This window comes from Campylobacter concisus, assembly GCF_003048405.1.
GTDB lineage: Bacteria > Campylobacterota > Campylobacteria > Campylobacterales > Campylobacteraceae > Campylobacter_A > Campylobacter_A concisus_Q.
This window is the reverse complement of record NZ_PIQS01000002.1, coordinates 109,284-126,315: the sequence shown is the minus strand read 5'-3', so window position 1 is coordinate 126,315 and position 17,032 is coordinate 109,284. Positions and strand designations below refer to the sequence as shown.

Genomic DNA, 17,032 nt, shown 5'->3' with positions numbered 1-17,032 from the left:
AAATTCTAAAAATACCTTCAAATGTGTGCAAATCCAGACAGCATCTTGTTTTTTTTTTGGGGGGGGGTAAGTCAGTCCTCAAGGCTCATATAGCTTGCACCAGCTTCTTTGCTAGCTTCTTTTATCTTGTTTGTTTCTATTGCATAAGTGTAACAGCCACTTAAAACGATATCTGTTGCACCATCTGCTTTATATTCATCTACAAATTTTTAATAGCATCAGATATTGCGTCGTTTTTGTACATTACAGAAGAGGGGCGTCTTTAAGTAACGTTTGGCGATATTTTCTACAAGGTTACCTTGTGCGCTTATATTATTTTTAAAATTTGTAGTTTCTGTACAGCTTTTAAAAGCTACTACATCCGCTTCTACACTTGCTCTTCCATACCCAGTAGCTGTGATTGAGGCATATTGATAGCTTTTTTGTTCTAAAATTTCTTTTATATTGCGTACTATTTTTATGGCACTAAAACTACTTGATAACAAAAATAGATCACAAAAATTATCTTAATTATCTAGTATTGCTACTTTTGTAGATGTTGAGCTTATATCAATACCGATGAAATACATAAATTTATGTCTATAAAAATATAATTTCTATAACTAAGAACTTGAGAGAACTGTTATCTATTTGTAGCTTTTTATTAAATGAAATCTAAAATTTTACTTTAACCCAAAGACTTTTATATTAAATGTAGTATGGATTTTATCCTTTTCGCCTTTCATGACGATAGGAAATTCTGTCTTTACGATACTGTCATAGCTACTAAGCGCATCTAAAAAGTCATAAAATTTTTGTGGTGTCCTTAGAGAGCTAGTTACATTTAGGCGAAATCTAAAAAATTTCTCACTAGCATTATTATCACCTTCTTCTATTTTACTAAGGCTTACTTCACTGAAAAATTTGGAGGCAAATTCTATAAATTTATCTTTATCAAATTTAGTCTCAAAAGCTGAAATGATAGCTCCATCTTTTTGTTTAGTTGCTTCAAGGTTTTTAAATTTGGCTTCAAATTCATTTTTTACTTTTGTATAAGATGAGGTCTGTGAATAATTTTGTCTAGTTAGGCTTTTAAATTCTTTTATATTTGGCACGATAAAACCAAATATCATAATGAAACAAGCTACAATAAAAGCAAATATAAAAAGTAAAAGCTTGACAGGATCTATTTTTTCTAAGCTCGTATCTTTTTTACTCATTATATCCCTCAGAATTATCAATTTTGTTTGTACTTATAAAGCCATACCAGCCGTTTTTACTTTGATAAAAGCTAGTATTTGAAGTTGTAAAAATAGATCTTAAAGGTGAAGCTAGAAGCTGATTAAATACATCTTTTGTCGGCGTTATACCACGAATGATGAGTGAGTTTTTATCCATAAAAACCTCTTCAAGCGTTATGCTGTCAGGCACTAGATCAAAAAGATTGTGCAAGCTTTGCTTGAGAATAGAATTTGAAGTGAAAATATCATTTGCAGATTCTATTTGTACGACGAGCTTAGCTGAAATTTCATCTGTTGTGACTATTTTTTGACTAAGTTCTTTTTGTTCATTTGATAAAAAATTTATATTTTTTTCAATTGAATAATTTTTATAGAGTATAAAGAAATTTGTTGCCAAAAGAGCTACAAACACAAAGCTTATAAGACTTAGCCAAATTTTGCTAAAGATAGATATAAGCGGTCTTGGTTCTGGAGCAATAAAGCTAAATCTCATAATATTATCTCTTCTTGCATGATTTCATTCATAATATGATTTGTATTCACTGGATACACCGAAGTCTCCACTAAAAGCTCAGATTGCAGATATTGTAAAAAGGTTGCACTTGTTTTTGTATTTTCAAAAACAATTATTTGTTCAATAAAATCACCGCTGTATAGAGGATTTTCATAAAATTCTTTTACGGCCTTTACGATGTAATCAAACATCTTCATGTCATACCCAAAAATAGCAACCGATTTTTCTACATTTGTAGAAGCTGGCATATTTAGTTCATAATTTAGGTCTTCAAATTCTTTTGGCTTATCATCACTTAAAAAATCATCTAAACTTTTAAAATCATCAAGCGACGTTGCGTCATTTTCTTCTTTAATGATTAAGTTGTCAATATCTGTTATATCTTCTTCTTTTAGGCTTTCAGCTTCCTGGTTGGTTTCTTCAATACCAGACATATTTAAAAAAGTGGATAATTTCATTTGCTTATCTTTAAAGATCGCAAGTGTAAACGAATGTGCATGGATATAAAGATAAAGCGTAGTTTTTGGAGAAATTCCGCGTTTTAAAAGCTCGTGAAAGAGTAGGGCAATAGGCGAGTAGATGAGATCCACGCTATCTTGCCCAAATAAATTTTTATATTTTTTTATAGCATTTAAATTTGCATAAATGCTCCAGCTATCCTGCATGATAAGGCTTGTAAGATTTTTAGTATTTATATTAAATTTTTTATATTCGTCAAAGCTAATGCTAGGAAGTGCGCCTTGCGAGTCGTCGTTAAAAAAAACTGAAACATATACACCAAAATATGTTTTTTCTTGCTCTTCTATATATTTTATGATTTTCTCATCGATACTATCGATATTTATATCTGTAAATTTAGCATTTATAGTTTTTAAAAGTTTGCCATTTCTAAAGACTTGACCGAAGAATATGCACTCATTGCCCTCCAACACGACGCTTAAAAAAAGGTTAGAAAAAAGCTTTTTGACGCTAAAAGACATAAATCTCCTAAATTTAGTGCATAATTTTCGTTATGGTAGCTAAAAAGGGATTAAATAAGTTTAAAACAGCTCGTTTTTAAGCTTAACGAAAATCTCTTTTGTGTTTAAAGCTTCATTTTTTAGCTCATTATCAAGTAGGGCCGAGTTTTTAAGGTCGTCAAAATCCTCTATCATCACATCACACATCATCTTAATACGTTCACTATCAGCCTTGCTGACGCTATTTTGGCTCATTTTTTTGATACGCTCAAGATACTCTTTGCCATTTTTTATGTATGAGCTAAATTTGATAGCAGCCTTGCTTTGGTTTAGTATAGTATTTGCCATTTTGTTATAAATATCTATATCAAGTGCTTTTTGGCTTAAATTTAAGGCCTTTTCGTATTCTTTGTTTTCGTATAAAAATTTTGCTTCAAGAGCGAGCTTATAGGAGTTGTCGCTATAAAAAAATAGCCCAAATAAAATAATTAGAAAGATGGCTATAAAGATAGATAGTTTATTTTTCATAAATTTCGTCCAAAATTTCTTTTATCTCATCGCTTATTTGTGGATTTTTATGCGCATATTTTTTCCACCAAATTTTTAAATTTGACCTAAAGTCCTCTTTATTTTGCAAAACGCTCTTTCCGCCATCATTTTGTGAGGCTTGCCAAAGTTCGTTTTGTATCTTCTCTTTTGCATCTTTTTGCTCCAAATTTTCCACATTAAAAGGAGCCGAGAGGCTAAAATTTATAGTTGAAAATGGCTTTGGAAGTATCATCTTATCCCAGCTTTTAAACTCCCAAAACGAGCTTGCTTCAAAATTTAGAGCATAAATTTCGCAAGATGACTTTTGTGCGATCACTACAGCTCCATCTGCTACGCTGTGTCTTGGTCCGCGTGGGCCATCTGGCGTGATGATGACGTCGTGGCCTTGCTTTATCTCTCTTAAGGCTTCTATAAGCGCCCTTGCGCCGCCTTTTGAGCTACTGCCTCTAATGGTGCCGATGCCAAAAAATTTGATTATTCTGGTGATTAGCTCGCCATCTTTGTGGTCGCTTATTATCACCTTGCCTTGCTTTCTATTTTGCTTGCTCCACCAGCGTCTATAGGCAAAGCTCATAAAGCTAAGTCTGCCATGCCAAAAGACGACGACGCAGCCATTTTGTGGTAAGAAATTTGGAGTGTGGCTCTTTTTGCAGGTTAGGAAAATGAGCCACATCAAAATGTAGATGAAAAATACGCCAACATTTAGGGCGAGCTTTTCAAGGATGCTTTTAAATTTGTGGCTCACCATACAAAACCATTCGTTTTGGGTTTGTGATCTTGATTTTTTGTGTAGTGCCAAGAAGCTCTTCGCTTCCATCAACTTGAACTAAAAAGTTGTTAAAACTTCGCCCAGCAACGCCGCCGTTTGCTCTTAGCTCTTCAAAATATACATCAAAAATTTTATCTTTTTGTGCCGCCACGATCTCGTCTAAAATTTCATTGTGGCGATTTTGCAGGCGCGTAAGCCTTTCTGAAGCGGTTTTGTCATCTATTTGATTTGTAAAAGTAGCTGCCTTTGTAAGAGGGCGAGGCGAATACTTAAAACTAAAAATTTGCTCAAATCTAACTTGCTCAAGCACATCCATTGTATCTTCAAACTCACTATCACTCTCGCCCGGAAATGCGACGATGATATCAGTTGAGATACTCACGTTCGGGCACATCTTTCTAAGTCTTAGCGCGCGATCTAAAAACCACTCTTTTGTGTATCCGCGCTTCATCTCGCGTAAAACTTTGGTGTTTCCACTTTGAAGTGGCATGTGCATAGACTTGCAAATTTTTGGGTTATTAGTGAAAATTTCAAGAAATTTATCATCCATGTGAAGTGGGTGTGGACTTGTAAATCTTATCCTCTCAACACCCTCTATCTCGCTTATCTTTACTAAAAGGTCGCTAAAATCGATATTTTCTTGCACGCCTGAAAATCTTTTACCGTAGTTATTGACATTTTGCCCTAGTAAAAATATCTCTTTTGCGCCGCTTTTTGCAGCCTTTTCTACCTCTTTTAAGATAAGGCTTGAAGGGATGGAAATTTCATCGCCTCTGGTGTGTGGGACGATGCAGTAGGTGCATTTTTTATCGCAGCCGATCGAGATATTGATGTGGCTTTTATATGGTGAGCCTCTAAATTCGCCAAATGCGTATTCGCTCTCGTCATGATTGATGTCGGTTGAGATAAATTTAGGTGTATTTACCGCTTTTGTGATCTTACTAACATTTCTTGCGCCAAGAACAAAATCAACATAAGGTGCGCGTTTAAAAATTTCACTACCCAAATGGCTTGCAGTACAGCCACAAACGCCTATTTTAGCACCTCTTTTTTTGGCTTTTTCAAACGCGCCGACTTCGCTAAAGAGTTTATGAACTGGCTTTTCACGAACCGAGCAAGTATTTATAAGGATTAAATCAGCTTCTTCTATATTTTGTGTTAAGGAGTAGTCTTCTTTTTGTGAGAGCTCGGCTATGATATGCTCGCTGTCACGAACATTCATAGCACAGCCTAAAGTTTGGATAAAGAGTTTTTTACTCATTAAAGTATATGCACTTCATACATGTAGTCGCTATCATCAAGTCCGTATTTTACGGTTCTGTGATAAACGCTTAGCCCTTTTTCTTCAAAATGCTCAACTAAGGCGATTAGTTGTTTGTGTGTATTTTCTTTATCAAAATAGAAAATTTTCTGACCCTCTTTTTCGACAGCTGCCTCTATTTTTTCTAGTGAAATCGTTTTTGGTTTTGCGTCTAATTCAGCTCTTGCAAGTTTTAGCTCCATTTTTAATCCTTTCGAAATCTTAAATTTTAATCGGTCAATATATCCAAAACATCATAAAAAAAGGATTAAATAAAAGTTAATAATAAGCTTAAACTTATTAAAAGTATGGCTTGTGTATAATTTCAAAACTTCACGAAAAATCCCCGAAATTTATCGTTACAATGGAGAAAAAATGGAAAGAATTTCAGATATCATCGAGTCAATTGCAAATGAGAAAAATTTAGAGATAGAAGATGTAAAAGAGCGCGTTATAAGAGCCTTGATAAATACTGCAAAAAGAGTTTATGGCGAAAATTATGAGTATGACGTGAGTATCGATGCAAATAAAAATTTAAAGCTTTATCAAAAAATTTCAATCGTAGCAAACGACGATGAGAGGCTTGAAGAAGACAATGAACACTTTTTAAGCTTAAAAGAGGCTAAAAAGATAGATAGTGGCGTAGAGATCGGAGATGAGCTCACTTACGAGCTAAGCCTTGATAACCTTGGAAGGACCGCAGCCCAGACGCTTCACAAAGAGCTTGAGTATCATATCCAGCGCCTAGTAGAAGAGAAAATTTTACAAAAATATAATGAGATGAGCGGCCACATGGTCTTTGGGCCAGTTATCAGAGTTGATAATGATGAAAACACATTTATCGAGATAGACGAGCTTCGTGCCATCTTGCCACGCAAAAACCGTATAAAAGGCGAGAAATTTAAAGTGGGCGATGTGGTAAAAGCAGTCATTAGAAAAGTTTTTACAGATAAAAATTTAGGTATAAAGGTCGAGCTTTCAAGGACTTCACCTAAATTTCTTGAAGCGCTGCTAACTTCAGAGGTGCCTGAAATAAAAGATGGTGGCATCATAATTCAAGGAAGTGCGAGAATTCCTGGCGAAAGAGCTAAAGTAGCGCTCATCTCAACCACTCCAAACATCGATCCAGTCGGCGCAACGGTCGGTACAAAGGGTGTTAGGATAAATGCCGTAAGTAAAGAGCTTCACGGTGAGAGCATCGATGCGATCGAATACACCACAGAGCCAGCGATCTTGGTGGCTCGCGCTATGGCGCCTGCGATCATCACATCTGTAAAGATTGAAGAAAATAAGGCAATCGTAACGCTTGCGAGCGAGCAAAAGAGTAAGGCGATTGGCAAAAATGGCATAAATATCCGCCTAGCAAGCATGCTAACTGGTTATGAGATCGAGCTAAATGAACTTGGCTCAAAAACTAGTAGTAATGCAGAAAATAATGAGCCAATCAAAGACTTAAAAGCACTTTTTGGTGATAACTAATGAAATTTCAAATAAGAAAAGCGACTAAGGGCGATATAGACGTGATCTGCGAGCTTGTAAGAGAGCTTGCTAGTTATGAGAATTTGAGCGATCAAGTCACCTTTACAAATGAAATTTTCGCAGACTCTATCTTTGATAAAAACTACGCAAAAGCCCTTGTATGTGAGAGTGAGAATGGGGTGATAGGATATGCTATCTATTTTTACACATTTTCTACATTTTTGGGGCTTGGTGGGATCTATCTTGAGGACATTTACGTCAAAAAAGAGTTTAGAAATCAAGGTATCGGCAAGGCATTTTTTAAATTTTTAGCTCAAATTTGCAAGGATGAAAATTTAAAAAGGCTTGAGTGGTGCTGTCTAAACTGGAATGAGCCAAGCATTAAATTTTATGAAAGTATGGGTGCTAAAAATCAATCACTTGAGTGGAGAAACTATCGCTTGGACGGTAAAAATTTAGAAAAACTTTTAAATTTATAATTCGTTTTTAAATAAAAAGCTCAAATTTGCTTTTAAATTTGAGCTTGTGGGTGATTAAAATTTATATGTATATCCCAAATAAAGACCTACATTTGTCTCTTTTATTTTTGCATTATCATATTTTGCTATAGAGCTATATTTTGTTCTATCTGCTTTTAGACCAAACTCAACTGCATTGTTTTCGTTAATAGAGTATTCAGCACCAATTCTTGCACCTAGTATCCAGCCATTTGTATTAGCTTTTTCCGAGCCATCATGAGTGTCAAATACATCCATTTTAAGCTTTGAGTAGCCAGTGTAGCCACCAAGAATTAATTTAAGATATTTTGCTACGCTTGGAGTGTAGTCTGCTCCAACTATAAATTTGTGTGTTTTCCATTTTATTACTGTACCGTCTTCATCACCAAGTGACTTCTTTGCTTGAAAGTCGTAAATGTAAGCTCCATAAACTCTAGCTACATCAAAGCCATAACCAGCTTTTATGCCAAGACCAGGTTGAGCTTTTTTGACTTTTGTTGTGCCATTGTTGCTTTTTGCTTTCATGTTTGATCCAAAAGAGTAGTCTCCTTCAACTCCAACAAAGGCTCCTTGCGCTAAAGCAGCGGCACTAGCTAGGCTTAAACCTAAAGCAACTTTTAAAACTGCATTTTTCATTTTTACTCCTTATTTAAAAAAATGTTACGCGACTATTTTAAGTTTTCTTATATTAAATAAAGTTTAAATATTAGATGAAATTAATAAAAAACATAAAATAATTCAATTGTTTTCTTATCAGAATAAAATTTATAAAATCACTCGAAAAAAGGAGTGTAAAGTGGCTAAGATGACAAAACGTGATATGGCTTATCATTTAGACGTTGATGTCGCAACGCTTTACAACTGGCGAAAACATAAGCCAAACCTTTATCGTATTGTGATGCTTGGATTTAAATTTGACGAGCTTATCGAGCAGAGTAAAAAGACCTGCAATGAGCTTTGTGAATATGAAAATTTAATCAATCAAGACATAGAAAAATTTAGCAAGTAGCTATTTTTATAAATCAAAAATTTTTTAGTTTAAAATAGATCGTGATATCCATATAAAAGTAAATTTTTAGTAATAGAATTAGACTTTGATTTTAAGAGTGATAAGGTTTATTTTTTATAATAGAAAAATGTAGAAATTTTTATTTTAAAAAGAGCTCAAAGCAAGCGCTTCAAGCTCATTTAAATTTACTCGTTTAGGATAGAGAGAAGCTCTTTATTGTCTTTTGTTTTTAGCATTTTTGCATACAAGAATTTAAGTGCTTCGACATCGTCCATTGTAGCGATCGCAGAGCGGATAGCCCAAATTTTTTGAAGCTCGTCAGGTTTTTGAAGTAGCTCTTCTTTTCTGGTGCCTGATTTTAGTACGTTGATAGCTGGGTAAATTCTGCGGTCTGAGATGTTGCGATCTAGCACGATCTCGCTGTTTCCAGTACCTTTAAATTCTTCAAATATTACTTCATCCATGCGTGAGCCAGTGTCGATAAGTGCTGTCGCGATGATGGTTAGTGAGCCGCCGTGCTCGATATTTCTAGCTGCGCCAAAGAAGCGTTTTGGCTTGTGAAGTGCGTTTGCATCCACGCCGCCTGTTAGTACCTTGCCACTTGGTGGGGTCACTGTGTTGTAGGCGCGTGCTAGACGGGTTATGCTATCAAGCAAGATGATGACGTCTTTACCCATCTCAACTAGACGTTTTGCCTTTTCGATGACTAGCTCTGCTACGCGGACATGATTAAGCGCTGGCAGGTCAAATGTCGAGCTAAATACCTCGCCTTTTACGCAGCGCTGCATGTCGGTAACTTCTTCTGGTCTCTCGTCAACCAAAAGCACCATTAGCTGGGCTTCTGGGTGATTTTTAGCGATGCCGTGAGCTAGCTCTTTCATAAGTTCAGTTTTACCACTTCTTGGAGGTGCGACGATGAGACCACGCTGACCCTTGCCAATAGGTGTGAAAAGGTCAAGCACACGGCCCGTTAGCTTCATAGGATCATACTCTAAATTTAGCTTTTCAGTTGGGAAAAGTGGGGTTAGGTTGTCAAAGAGTGGCCTCTCTTTTGCGTCTGCTAGAGGCATGTAATTTACCGCTTCGATCTTTAAAAGAGCGTAGTATTTTTCTTGATCTTTTGGCTCTCTTACTTGGCCGGTGATGATGTCGCCCACGCGAAGTGCAAATTTGCGGATCTGTGAGTTTGAGACGTATGCATCGTTTGAACTGTCACTTAAATTCGCATCAACAGCTCTTAAAAAGCCATAACCTTCATTTGTGATCTCCAAAATTCCAGTAAATAGTATAAAGCCGCCTTGTTTTGTCTGGGTTTTTAGTATCTCAAATATCAAATCCTGCCTACGAAATTCGCGTGGATTTTCGACACCGACGCTATTTGCGATCTGTACTAGCTCATCTAAGCTAAGCGTTCTTAGTTCTTCGATCTTGTGTCCGTCTACTGGTATGTGTGTTCTTGATGCTTGATGTTTTTTTGTAGTTTTTGTATTTTGAGCAGCACTTTGCTCGGTTTGGTTGTTTTCCATTTTTCCTCTTTAAATGCGGGGATAATTTTGCAGAATTTCTAAGTTTCAAAAAGAAGTTTTTGAAAGCTTTGGCATTTTATAAAAATAAAACTTTGTTGTCAAGAAATGGCATAAAATAAAATTTTTGCTCAAAAATGGTTGATTTGCTATAATCTCGCCATTTTATAACGATAATAAAAGAAGAAATTTATGCCTATTTTTGCAGTTTGCCTACCATAAATTTACATGGTGCGTAATAGGCATGTGATGCAATAATATTAGTAAAAATTTTAGATAAAAGAAAGTAAAAATGCCACAAAGTAGATGTGCTCATTGTAGATTAAAATTTGATGAAAGCGTGATGATCTCAAATGAAAGCGGACTTAAATTTTGCTGTGTTGGTTGCAAAGGCGTTTATGAAATTTTAAATGAAAATGGGCTTAGCGAGTTTTATGAACGTCTTGGTAAAAATACACTTACACCGGCAAGCAACGGTGCAAATATCAAAAATTTAGCGGCAAATTTTAGCGAGCTTGTGACAAAAGAGGGCGACTTTGGTCAAATTTCATTTTTAATTGATGGCATCACTTGCTCAGCTTGCATCTGGCTACTTGAAAAGGCACTTTTTAGCTTGCCTGGCGTCTTGGAGGTAAATATCAACTCGCTTAATCAAAAAGCGGTTATTGTTTTTGATGATCAGGAGCTTTTGGTAGAGCAAATAATTGAAAAAATTTATGCCGTTGGTTATGTCCCAAAGCTCTATGCTACGAGTCAAAAAGAGGACGAGCTAGCTAAGAAAAGAAGAAATTTTTACACAAAAGCGCTAGTTGGTATCTTTGCTACGATGAACATTATGTGGCTAGCCATCGCTCAATATAGCGGGTATTTTAGTGGCATAAGAGGCGATATAAAAGATATTTTAAGCTTTGCGCAGTTTGTATTAGCAACGCCTGTACTTTTTTATACTGGTAGCGAGTTTTTCAAAGGGGCAAAGATAGCCATAAAAAATGCTTCGCCAAATATGGACTTGCTCGTTATCACGGGGGCTAGCATAACCTATATCTACTCCATTTTTGCGATGTTTACGAGGAGTGGCGAGAGCTATTTTGACTCGGTTGCGATGATCATCACCTTTGTTTTTATCGGTAAATTTTTAGAAATTTTGGGCAAGAAAAAGGCGCTTGAGACTTCAAATTTCTTAAATGATATGCTGCTTGCAAAAGTGTGCGTTTTAGAAGATGGCAAGGATGTTTTAAAAGAGCCAAGAGATGTAAATTTAGGCGAAAAGATCGTGCTTAGATCTGGCGAGAGGGCGCTACTTGATGGAGTAGTGCTTAGTGGCGAGGCAAGCGTGGATAGCTCAAGTCTAACTGGAGAGAGCCTGCCTGTAACCTTGGAAGTGGGACAAGAGGTAAAAAGTGGCGTCATTTGTCAAAATGGACAAATCATCTACGAAGCAAAGGAAATTTTTAAAAATTCTTATCTAAATCAGCTTATAAATTTGCTCCAAAATGCAGAGCTAAAAAAACCAAATATCGAGCTAATGGTTAATAAAATCGCTTCTAAATTTTCTCTTAGCGTGCTAACTCTAGCATTTTTTACATTTTGGTTTTGGTACTTTAAATTTGGCTTTTCAGAAGCTATTGTCACGGCTGTAAGCGTCATCGTGATTGCTTGCCCTTGTGCGCTTGCTCTTGCCACGCCAGTTAGTAGCGTCTGTGCCCTTGGTGTGGCCTTTAAAAACAAGGTACTTTTTAAGGAGGCTAAATTTTTTGAAAGCCTCGCAAAGTGCGACGTGGCAGTTTTTGACAAAACTGGTACGCTTACAAAGGCAGAATTTGAAGTTGGTGAATTTTTTATAAAAGAGAGCATAAGTTTAGATGAAATTTATTCGCTAGCTCTTATATCAAATCATCAAATAAGCGTGGCAGTGGCTAAATTTCTAAAGCAAAAAGGCGCAAGGAAAATAGAGCTTAAAAATACAAATTTAAGCGTGGCAAAGGGTGTTGAGGCTGAAATTTCGGATAAAAAATTTTATGCAGGAAGCAAGCGATTTTTAGTTGAAAATGGTATTAGCTTTGATGAAGCTGAAGAAAATGTGAGCTTTTTTGTGGGGCTTAATGGTGAGTTAGTGGCGAAATTTTACCTAAAAGATAGTGTAAAGCCCGAGGCAAAGGCCTTGATAGACGAGCTAAAGAGCGCTGGTATGAAAGTGTGTATCTTAAGTGGCGATGTGCAAAAAGTGGTAAAAAACGTGGCAGATGAGCTTGGCGTGAGCGAGTTTAGAGCAGAGATGTTACCTGAAACGAAAGCTAAATTTATAAGCGAACTAAAAGATCAGGGCAAAAGGGTGCTAATGGTAGGAGATGGCATAAACGACGCAGCAGCACTTAGCCTTGCTCATGTTGCTATTTGTATGGGAAGCGGGGCGGCAATAAGCTTAGAAAGAAGCGATGTAGTGCTACTTGATGATAGTTTAAAAAGTCTAGCGAAGGCCATAAAAATCTCAAAATTTACTTACAAAACGATAAAACAAAATTTGCTCTTTTGTCTTCTTTATAATGTTCTTGCTCTGCCATTTGCCGTATGTGGCTACGTCATTCCGCTATTTGCTGCGCTTTTTATGTCGCTTAGCTCGCTAAGTGTTATCTTAAACTCGCTTTATATTGTTAGAAAATTTAAGGAAAAATAATGGATAGCGCGACACTTGCGATGCTAGTTTTTATCTCAGTTTTGATGGGAGCATTTTTGCTTTTTGGCGTGCTTTGGGGGATAAAAAATAAGCAATTTGAGGACTACCGAAAATTTTTAGACGGAGCAAATTTGGACGATGAAGAGGCACTAAATGAAGCTTATGAGTTAGAGCTTCGCAAAAAAGAAGCGCTAAAAAAGAGGCTAGAGGCTAGCAGCAAAGATAAGGCTAGCTCTCGATAGTTGGCTCGCCAAAGAGTCTATTTGCCTCTTTTAGAACCCCTTGTTCTCTTTGCCTTTGAAGCTCTTCTGGCGTTTTTGGCTCTTTATTTAGCATCAAAGTAAAGTTATTTTTCTCGTTTTGCAGTTCGCTTTTTATTTCGGTTTTTGGCTCATTTTTAGTTTCAACGTTATTTGCATTTAGTCTTGAAATTTCCTCATCAAGCTCGTCTAATTCGCTTTTTTCATTGTTTTCTAAAGAGGCTTTAGGTGTCTTAGTTTGTGCTTTTTGCTCATCGCTCTTTGCATTTACTATCTTCGCATTTTGTCCAAAAAGCGTACGCAATATCTCGTTTAAAATTTTCCAATTTTTCTTAAAATACTCTAGATTTTCATCTTTTGCATTTACTATCAGTCCAAGCTCATTGTTATTAAAGAAGCTAAATTCTACAAATTCTTTAAAAAACTCGCCAAGATCGTAATTTCTATCATAAATTTTTGTTAAAAAGAGTTCATATGGACCTTGCATTTTAGCAGGAGCTGCTTGGCTTTTTTGAGTGATGACTTCTGTGATTTGAGTGAAATTTTCGCTATTTTTTGAGATCACTTCATTTATAGCATCATCAATATCTTGTAAATTTAGCGCTTCTATCATCATAAAAAGCATTAGCATTAGTACAAAGCCATTGTCGCTACTTACATTTAGCATACCTTTAGCTTGTGCCAAAATCCTAAAAAATCTCTCATAAACAAGTAGAGAAATTTTTGAGTCATTTTCTATAAATTTTTGCTTTAAATTTGCCAAAATTTCATCTATTATCATCTCTGGATCGTAGCTTTCAAGTTCGCTTACAAGCACTCTAATGGCATTTTTATCATGATTTAAAACATGAGTTATTATCTCTTCGATCTTTTCTGGATCAAGAAGTCCTAACATCGATGCTACGCCATTTGCCGTGACATTATTTGCACCGTAAATGATAGCTTGATCAAGAAGCGTCAAAGTATCTCTTAGCGACCCTCCGCCACTTCTTGCTAAAATTTCAAGTGCCTCTTTTTCGTAGCTAATGCCTTCTTTGCTTAAAATAAACTCAAGATGTTTAATGATGCTGTATCTGCTTATTTGCTTAAACCTAAAATGCTGTGTTCTTGAAAGCACCGTTGTTGGGAGTTTTAATGGATCAGTCGTTGCTAGGATAAATTTTACATAGCTTGGTGGCTCTTCAAGTGTTTTTAAAAGAGCGTTAAATGCCTCTTTGGTTAGCATATGCACTTCATCGATTATAAAAATTTTATATCTTGCCATTGCTGGAGCATATTTTGTTTGCTCTATTAGCTCTCTTATATCATCTATCTTTCTGTGGCTAGCTGCGTCCATTTCGATGATGTCCATATGTCTTGACTCATTTGCCATTATACATTGTGGGCATACTTCACATGGTTTTGAGGTAGGTCCTTTTTCGCATACTAAAGCTTTTGAAAATATCCTAGCACTTGAAGTTTTACCACTGCCTCTAAGCCCAGAAAATAGATATGCGTGGCTTATACGACCCTCGTCAAGTGCGTGTATAAGACTTTTACTAACTGCTTCTTGACCGATAAGTTCATCAAAATTTTTAGGGCGATATTTTAAAGCTAGTGCTTGCAATGCGGTATCCTTTTTATAAAGTTCAAGGATTTTATAAAAAAAGGCATAAATTTATGATTATTTATATATTTAATTGGCTTTAAAATTTTTTATTTTAGTTTAATGAGGGCGGATAATTTTTTATATGTTTGCATAAAATTCCTAGTGTATTTTCAAAATATAAAAAAATTATCCATTTTTATAATGATCCATAACCGATTAGATTTAAAATTTATAATAAAAATACATAAAATTTTATGTTAAATATTTTGTATTTTTGTATGAATTGTGTTTGGTATGAAAAGCCTTGGCATGTGTGCCAAGGCAAAATTTTATATTAGCAAGAGAAGCAAGTTTTAAACTCATAAGCGGTTGGGCGCGCTTCGTAAGGCCAAACTTGAGTTTCAAATTTGAAGTGTTGATATGTATCTATGAAAAGATCGGTCATTATTGGTTTTAAGTATTCATTATCGCGAATTAGCGCTTCAAGGCTACCACGAAGTGTGTGTGGAAGCTGCTCTATGCCACGCTCTCTAATCTCATCAAGGTGAAGTTTAAATAAATTTTCATCCATCGGACCAACTGGCTCATATTTGTGCTTAACGCCGTCAAGTCCCGCCATTAGCATCGCTGAAAAAGCCAGATAAGGGTTTGCTGTGCTATCTGGAAATCTCATCTCGGCTCTAACTGACTTTTCACCTGAACCATAAGGTATGCGGATACTTGCTGAACGATTTTGACTAGAGTAGGTTAGGATAGATGGCGCTTCAAAGCCAGGGATTAGGCGTTTATAGCTATTCGTACTTGGGTTAGTAAAGGCTGCAACGCTTCTTGCGTGCTTTAAAACGCCACCGATATAGTATCTTGCAAAGTCACTTAAATTTGCGTAGTTGCCCTCTTTGTAGAATAAATTTTTACCATCTTTCCAGACTGATTGATGAACGTGCATGCCGCTTCCGTTATCGCCATAAAGTGGTTTTGGCATAAATGTAACTGTCTTGCCATTTAGGTGAGCCACCATGCGAACGACGTATTTGTAGATTTGAACATTATCGGCGGCTTCGACTAGATTGCCAAATTTCACGCCGATCTCACCTTGACCTTGAGCGACTTCGTGGTGTCCTAAAAAGACTTCAAGACCAACTTGCTCTAGAACTTGCATCATCTCGGCTCTTAGATCTACCATGCTGTCGATTGGCTGAGTCATCAAGTAACCGCCTTTTCTACGTGGGCGATGACCTGTGTTGTAGCTATCTTTGAAGTCAGTAGCATCGTTCCACTCGCCTTCCTCGCTATCTACTTGATACATCGCGCAGTTTGGGCTATCGATGATTTTGACGTTGTCAAAGACAAAAAATTCATTCTCAGGGCCAAAATACGCCTCGTCACCAAGACCGCTATCTTTTACGTACTGCATTGCTCTTTTGGCAATTGAGCGAGGGCATTTTTCATAAATTTGACCCTTGTAAATGTCGTAAATATCGCAAAAAACAACAACTGTAATATCAGAAGTAAATGGGTCTAAAAATGCGGTTGTAGCTTCTGGCTTCATTATCATGTCGCTCTTATCAATTGGTTGCCAGCCGTGCATAGAACTAGCGTCCATTGGGATACCATTTATAAAATTTTCTTTCGTAACAGCTTTTATGTTGTAGCTAATGCTATGCCAAGCACCGCCTAAATCAGTAAATCTAAAATCTACAAATTTGACTTCATTTTCTTTACAAAAATCAAAAAAATGATCTATATTTTGGACGAATTTTCCCACTTTTTTCTCCTTTTAATTTTTAAATTTTTCGTATTCTATCATAAAACCTAATATTTAAGATTAAATTTATATTTTATTTGACCCCAAACTAAAATTTTACTAATTCTCTATCTCTATTTTTAAATATCGCACACTTTGAATATCCCAAATTTCTAGCTATTTGCTCGCAAATTTCGCCGTTTTTGCCGATATCTTCTTTGGCATGAGCGTCTGAGCCAAAGGTGATGGTTATGTCATTTTCAGCGATTAGTTCAAGTAAATTTACACTTGGATATTGCTCGCCGATAGGTTTTCTAAAGCCAGCGGCATTTATCTCAACAACTAAATCTGCTTCTTTTATCGCATTTACTGCATTTTTAGCCAAAATTCTAACATCCTTTTTTGGCAAAAATTTAAAAAGTTTTAAAAGATCAATGTGCCCCATGATGTCAAATTTACCAAGCCTAGCCGATCTTTCTATGTGGTTAAAATACTCTTGCCAAATTTGATCCAAGTCTTTGCCCTCGTATCCGCCGATAAATTCAGGGTTGTCAAACGCCCAGCCATTAAAAAAATGCACAGAGCCTATTAGATAATCGACCTTTCTAGCAAAAACTCGCTCATCCATAAATCCATCTAAAAAATCCATCTCATAGCCAAGCAAAATTTCTATCTCACCGCTAAATTCATCTCTTAAACGTAAAATTTCATCTTCATAGCCCTGCATTTCATCAAAGCTCATTCTGTAAGCTTTATCGTAGTTCATCGGTGCGTGATCGCTAAAGCCAAAGTATTTTGTGCCAGCTTTTATTGCGTTTTGCACATACTCTCTTGGCTCGCCAACTGCGTGTTTGCAAAGTGGCGTGTGGTTGTGAAGATCGACGGTCATTTTTAGCCTTTTAAGGTCGTTTATTTTTAAAAATGCTATCTAAAAATTTATAAATTTA

17 protein-coding genes are annotated in these 17,032 nt (G+C 36.1%); 5 read left to right on the top strand and 12 right to left on the bottom strand.

From position 1 onward, the window contains the following. Window positions 1-662: 662 nt before the first annotated feature. From CVT18_RS06035 to CVT18_RS06005, 7 genes are read right to left on the bottom strand one after another with little or no spacing between them, the layout of a single operon-like run. Window positions 663-1,199: a hypothetical protein gene (locus tag CVT18_RS06035; protein ID WP_103628278.1), complete on the bottom strand. Its 537-nt coding sequence runs from the start codon at window positions 1,197-1,199 to the stop codon at window positions 663-665. Continuing rightward, window positions 1,192-1,713, bottom strand: a complete 522-nt coding sequence (locus CVT18_RS06030; RefSeq protein ID WP_103628277.1) for a hypothetical protein — start codon at window positions 1,711-1,713, stop codon at window positions 1,192-1,194. Before CVT18_RS06030 ends, CVT18_RS06035 begins: the two co-directional genes overlap by 8 nt. Further along, window positions 1,710-2,714, bottom strand: a complete 1,005-nt coding sequence (locus CVT18_RS06025; RefSeq protein WP_103628276.1) for a hypothetical protein — start codon at window positions 2,712-2,714, stop codon at window positions 1,710-1,712. Before CVT18_RS06025 ends, CVT18_RS06030 begins: the two co-directional genes overlap by 4 nt. Window positions 2,715-2,774: 60 nt before the next feature. Then, entirely contained in the window at window positions 2,775-3,221 is a 447-nt protein-coding gene (locus tag CVT18_RS06020; RefSeq protein ID WP_103628275.1) for a hypothetical protein, read from the bottom strand. After that, entirely contained in the window at window positions 3,211-3,990 is a 780-nt protein-coding gene (locus CVT18_RS06015; RefSeq protein WP_103628274.1) for a lysophospholipid acyltransferase family protein, read from the bottom strand. The genes CVT18_RS06020 and CVT18_RS06015 overlap by 11 nt, the downstream gene beginning before the upstream one ends. Beyond that, complete coding sequence (gene miaB, locus CVT18_RS06010) at window positions 3,971-5,272, bottom strand: tRNA (N6-isopentenyl adenosine(37)-C2)-methylthiotransferase MiaB (RefSeq protein ID WP_103628273.1); 1,302 nt, start codon at window positions 5,270-5,272, stop codon at window positions 3,971-3,973. The genes CVT18_RS06015 and miaB overlap by 20 nt, the downstream gene beginning before the upstream one ends. Continuing rightward, window positions 5,272-5,514 carry an HP0268 family nuclease gene (locus tag CVT18_RS06005; protein WP_002941786.1) on the bottom strand — a complete coding sequence of 81 codons (243 nt, stop codon included), beginning with the start codon at window positions 5,512-5,514 and terminating at the stop codon, window positions 5,272-5,274. The genes miaB and CVT18_RS06005 overlap by 1 nt, the downstream gene beginning before the upstream one ends. Before the next feature lie 172 nt (window positions 5,515-5,686). On the opposite strand from CVT18_RS06005, the gene nusA reads away from it, so the two are divergent. Together nusA and CVT18_RS05995 are read left to right on the top strand one after the other, a co-directional pair. Next, the gene (nusA, locus tag CVT18_RS06000; RefSeq protein WP_103628272.1) at window positions 5,687-6,790 is read left to right on the top strand and encodes a transcription termination factor NusA; all 1,104 of its coding nucleotides are present in this window, start codon (window positions 5,687-5,689) and stop codon (window positions 6,788-6,790) included. After that, window positions 6,790-7,269, top strand: a complete 480-nt coding sequence (locus CVT18_RS05995; protein ID WP_103628271.1) for a GNAT family N-acetyltransferase — start codon at window positions 6,790-6,792, stop codon at window positions 7,267-7,269. Before nusA ends, CVT18_RS05995 begins: the two co-directional genes overlap by 1 nt. A 54-nt stretch (window positions 7,270-7,323) precedes the next feature. Here the strand turns inward: CVT18_RS05995 and CVT18_RS05990 are convergent, their stop codons facing one another. Beyond that, window positions 7,324-7,923 (bottom strand): outer membrane beta-barrel protein, encoded by a 600-nt coding sequence (locus CVT18_RS05990; protein WP_103628270.1) that lies wholly within the window; start codon window positions 7,921-7,923, stop codon window positions 7,324-7,326. Between the two features lie 160 nt (window positions 7,924-8,083). Between CVT18_RS05990 and CVT18_RS05985 the strand changes: the two genes are divergently transcribed. Continuing rightward, window positions 8,084-8,296, top strand: a complete 213-nt coding sequence (locus CVT18_RS05985; protein WP_002941953.1) for a transcriptional regulator — start codon at window positions 8,084-8,086, stop codon at window positions 8,294-8,296. Between the two features lie 185 nt (window positions 8,297-8,481). Here CVT18_RS05985 and rho read toward each other — a convergent pair whose 3' ends face one another. Further along, window positions 8,482-9,822 carry a transcription termination factor Rho gene (gene rho, locus CVT18_RS05980; protein WP_021090510.1) on the bottom strand — a complete coding sequence of 447 codons (1,341 nt, stop codon included), beginning with the start codon at window positions 9,820-9,822 and terminating at the stop codon, window positions 8,482-8,484. Between the two features lie 289 nt (window positions 9,823-10,111). Here rho and CVT18_RS05975 point away from each other — a divergent pair, with 289 nt between their 5' ends. Together CVT18_RS05975 and ccoS are read left to right on the top strand one after the other, a co-directional pair. Further along, complete coding sequence (locus CVT18_RS05975; protein WP_103628269.1) at window positions 10,112-12,493, top strand: heavy metal translocating P-type ATPase; 2,382 nt, start codon at window positions 10,112-10,114, stop codon at window positions 12,491-12,493. Beyond that, the gene (ccoS, locus tag CVT18_RS05970) at window positions 12,493-12,735 is read left to right on the top strand and encodes a cbb3-type cytochrome oxidase assembly protein CcoS (RefSeq protein WP_021090484.1); all 243 of its coding nucleotides are present in this window, start codon (window positions 12,493-12,495) and stop codon (window positions 12,733-12,735) included. Before CVT18_RS05975 ends, ccoS begins: the two co-directional genes overlap by 1 nt. Here the strand turns inward: ccoS and CVT18_RS05965 are convergent. The 3 genes from CVT18_RS05965 to CVT18_RS05955 form a co-directional block, all read right to left on the bottom strand. Continuing rightward, window positions 12,722-14,359: a DNA polymerase III subunit gamma/tau gene (locus tag CVT18_RS05965; protein WP_103628268.1), complete on the bottom strand. Its 1,638-nt coding sequence runs from the start codon at window positions 14,357-14,359 to the stop codon at window positions 12,722-12,724. The genes ccoS and CVT18_RS05965 overlap by 14 nt on opposite strands. Window positions 14,360-14,675: 316 nt before the next feature. Beyond that, window positions 14,676-16,106 carry a type I glutamate--ammonia ligase gene (gene glnA, locus CVT18_RS05960; RefSeq protein ID WP_103604288.1) on the bottom strand — a complete coding sequence of 477 codons (1,431 nt, stop codon included), beginning with the start codon at window positions 16,104-16,106 and terminating at the stop codon, window positions 14,676-14,678. Window positions 16,107-16,194: 88 nt separating this feature from the next. Further along, window positions 16,195-16,974, bottom strand: coding sequence for a histidinol-phosphatase (locus CVT18_RS05955; protein ID WP_103628267.1), 780 nt, complete (start codon window positions 16,972-16,974; stop codon window positions 16,195-16,197). Window positions 16,975-17,032 lie beyond the last annotated feature (58 nt).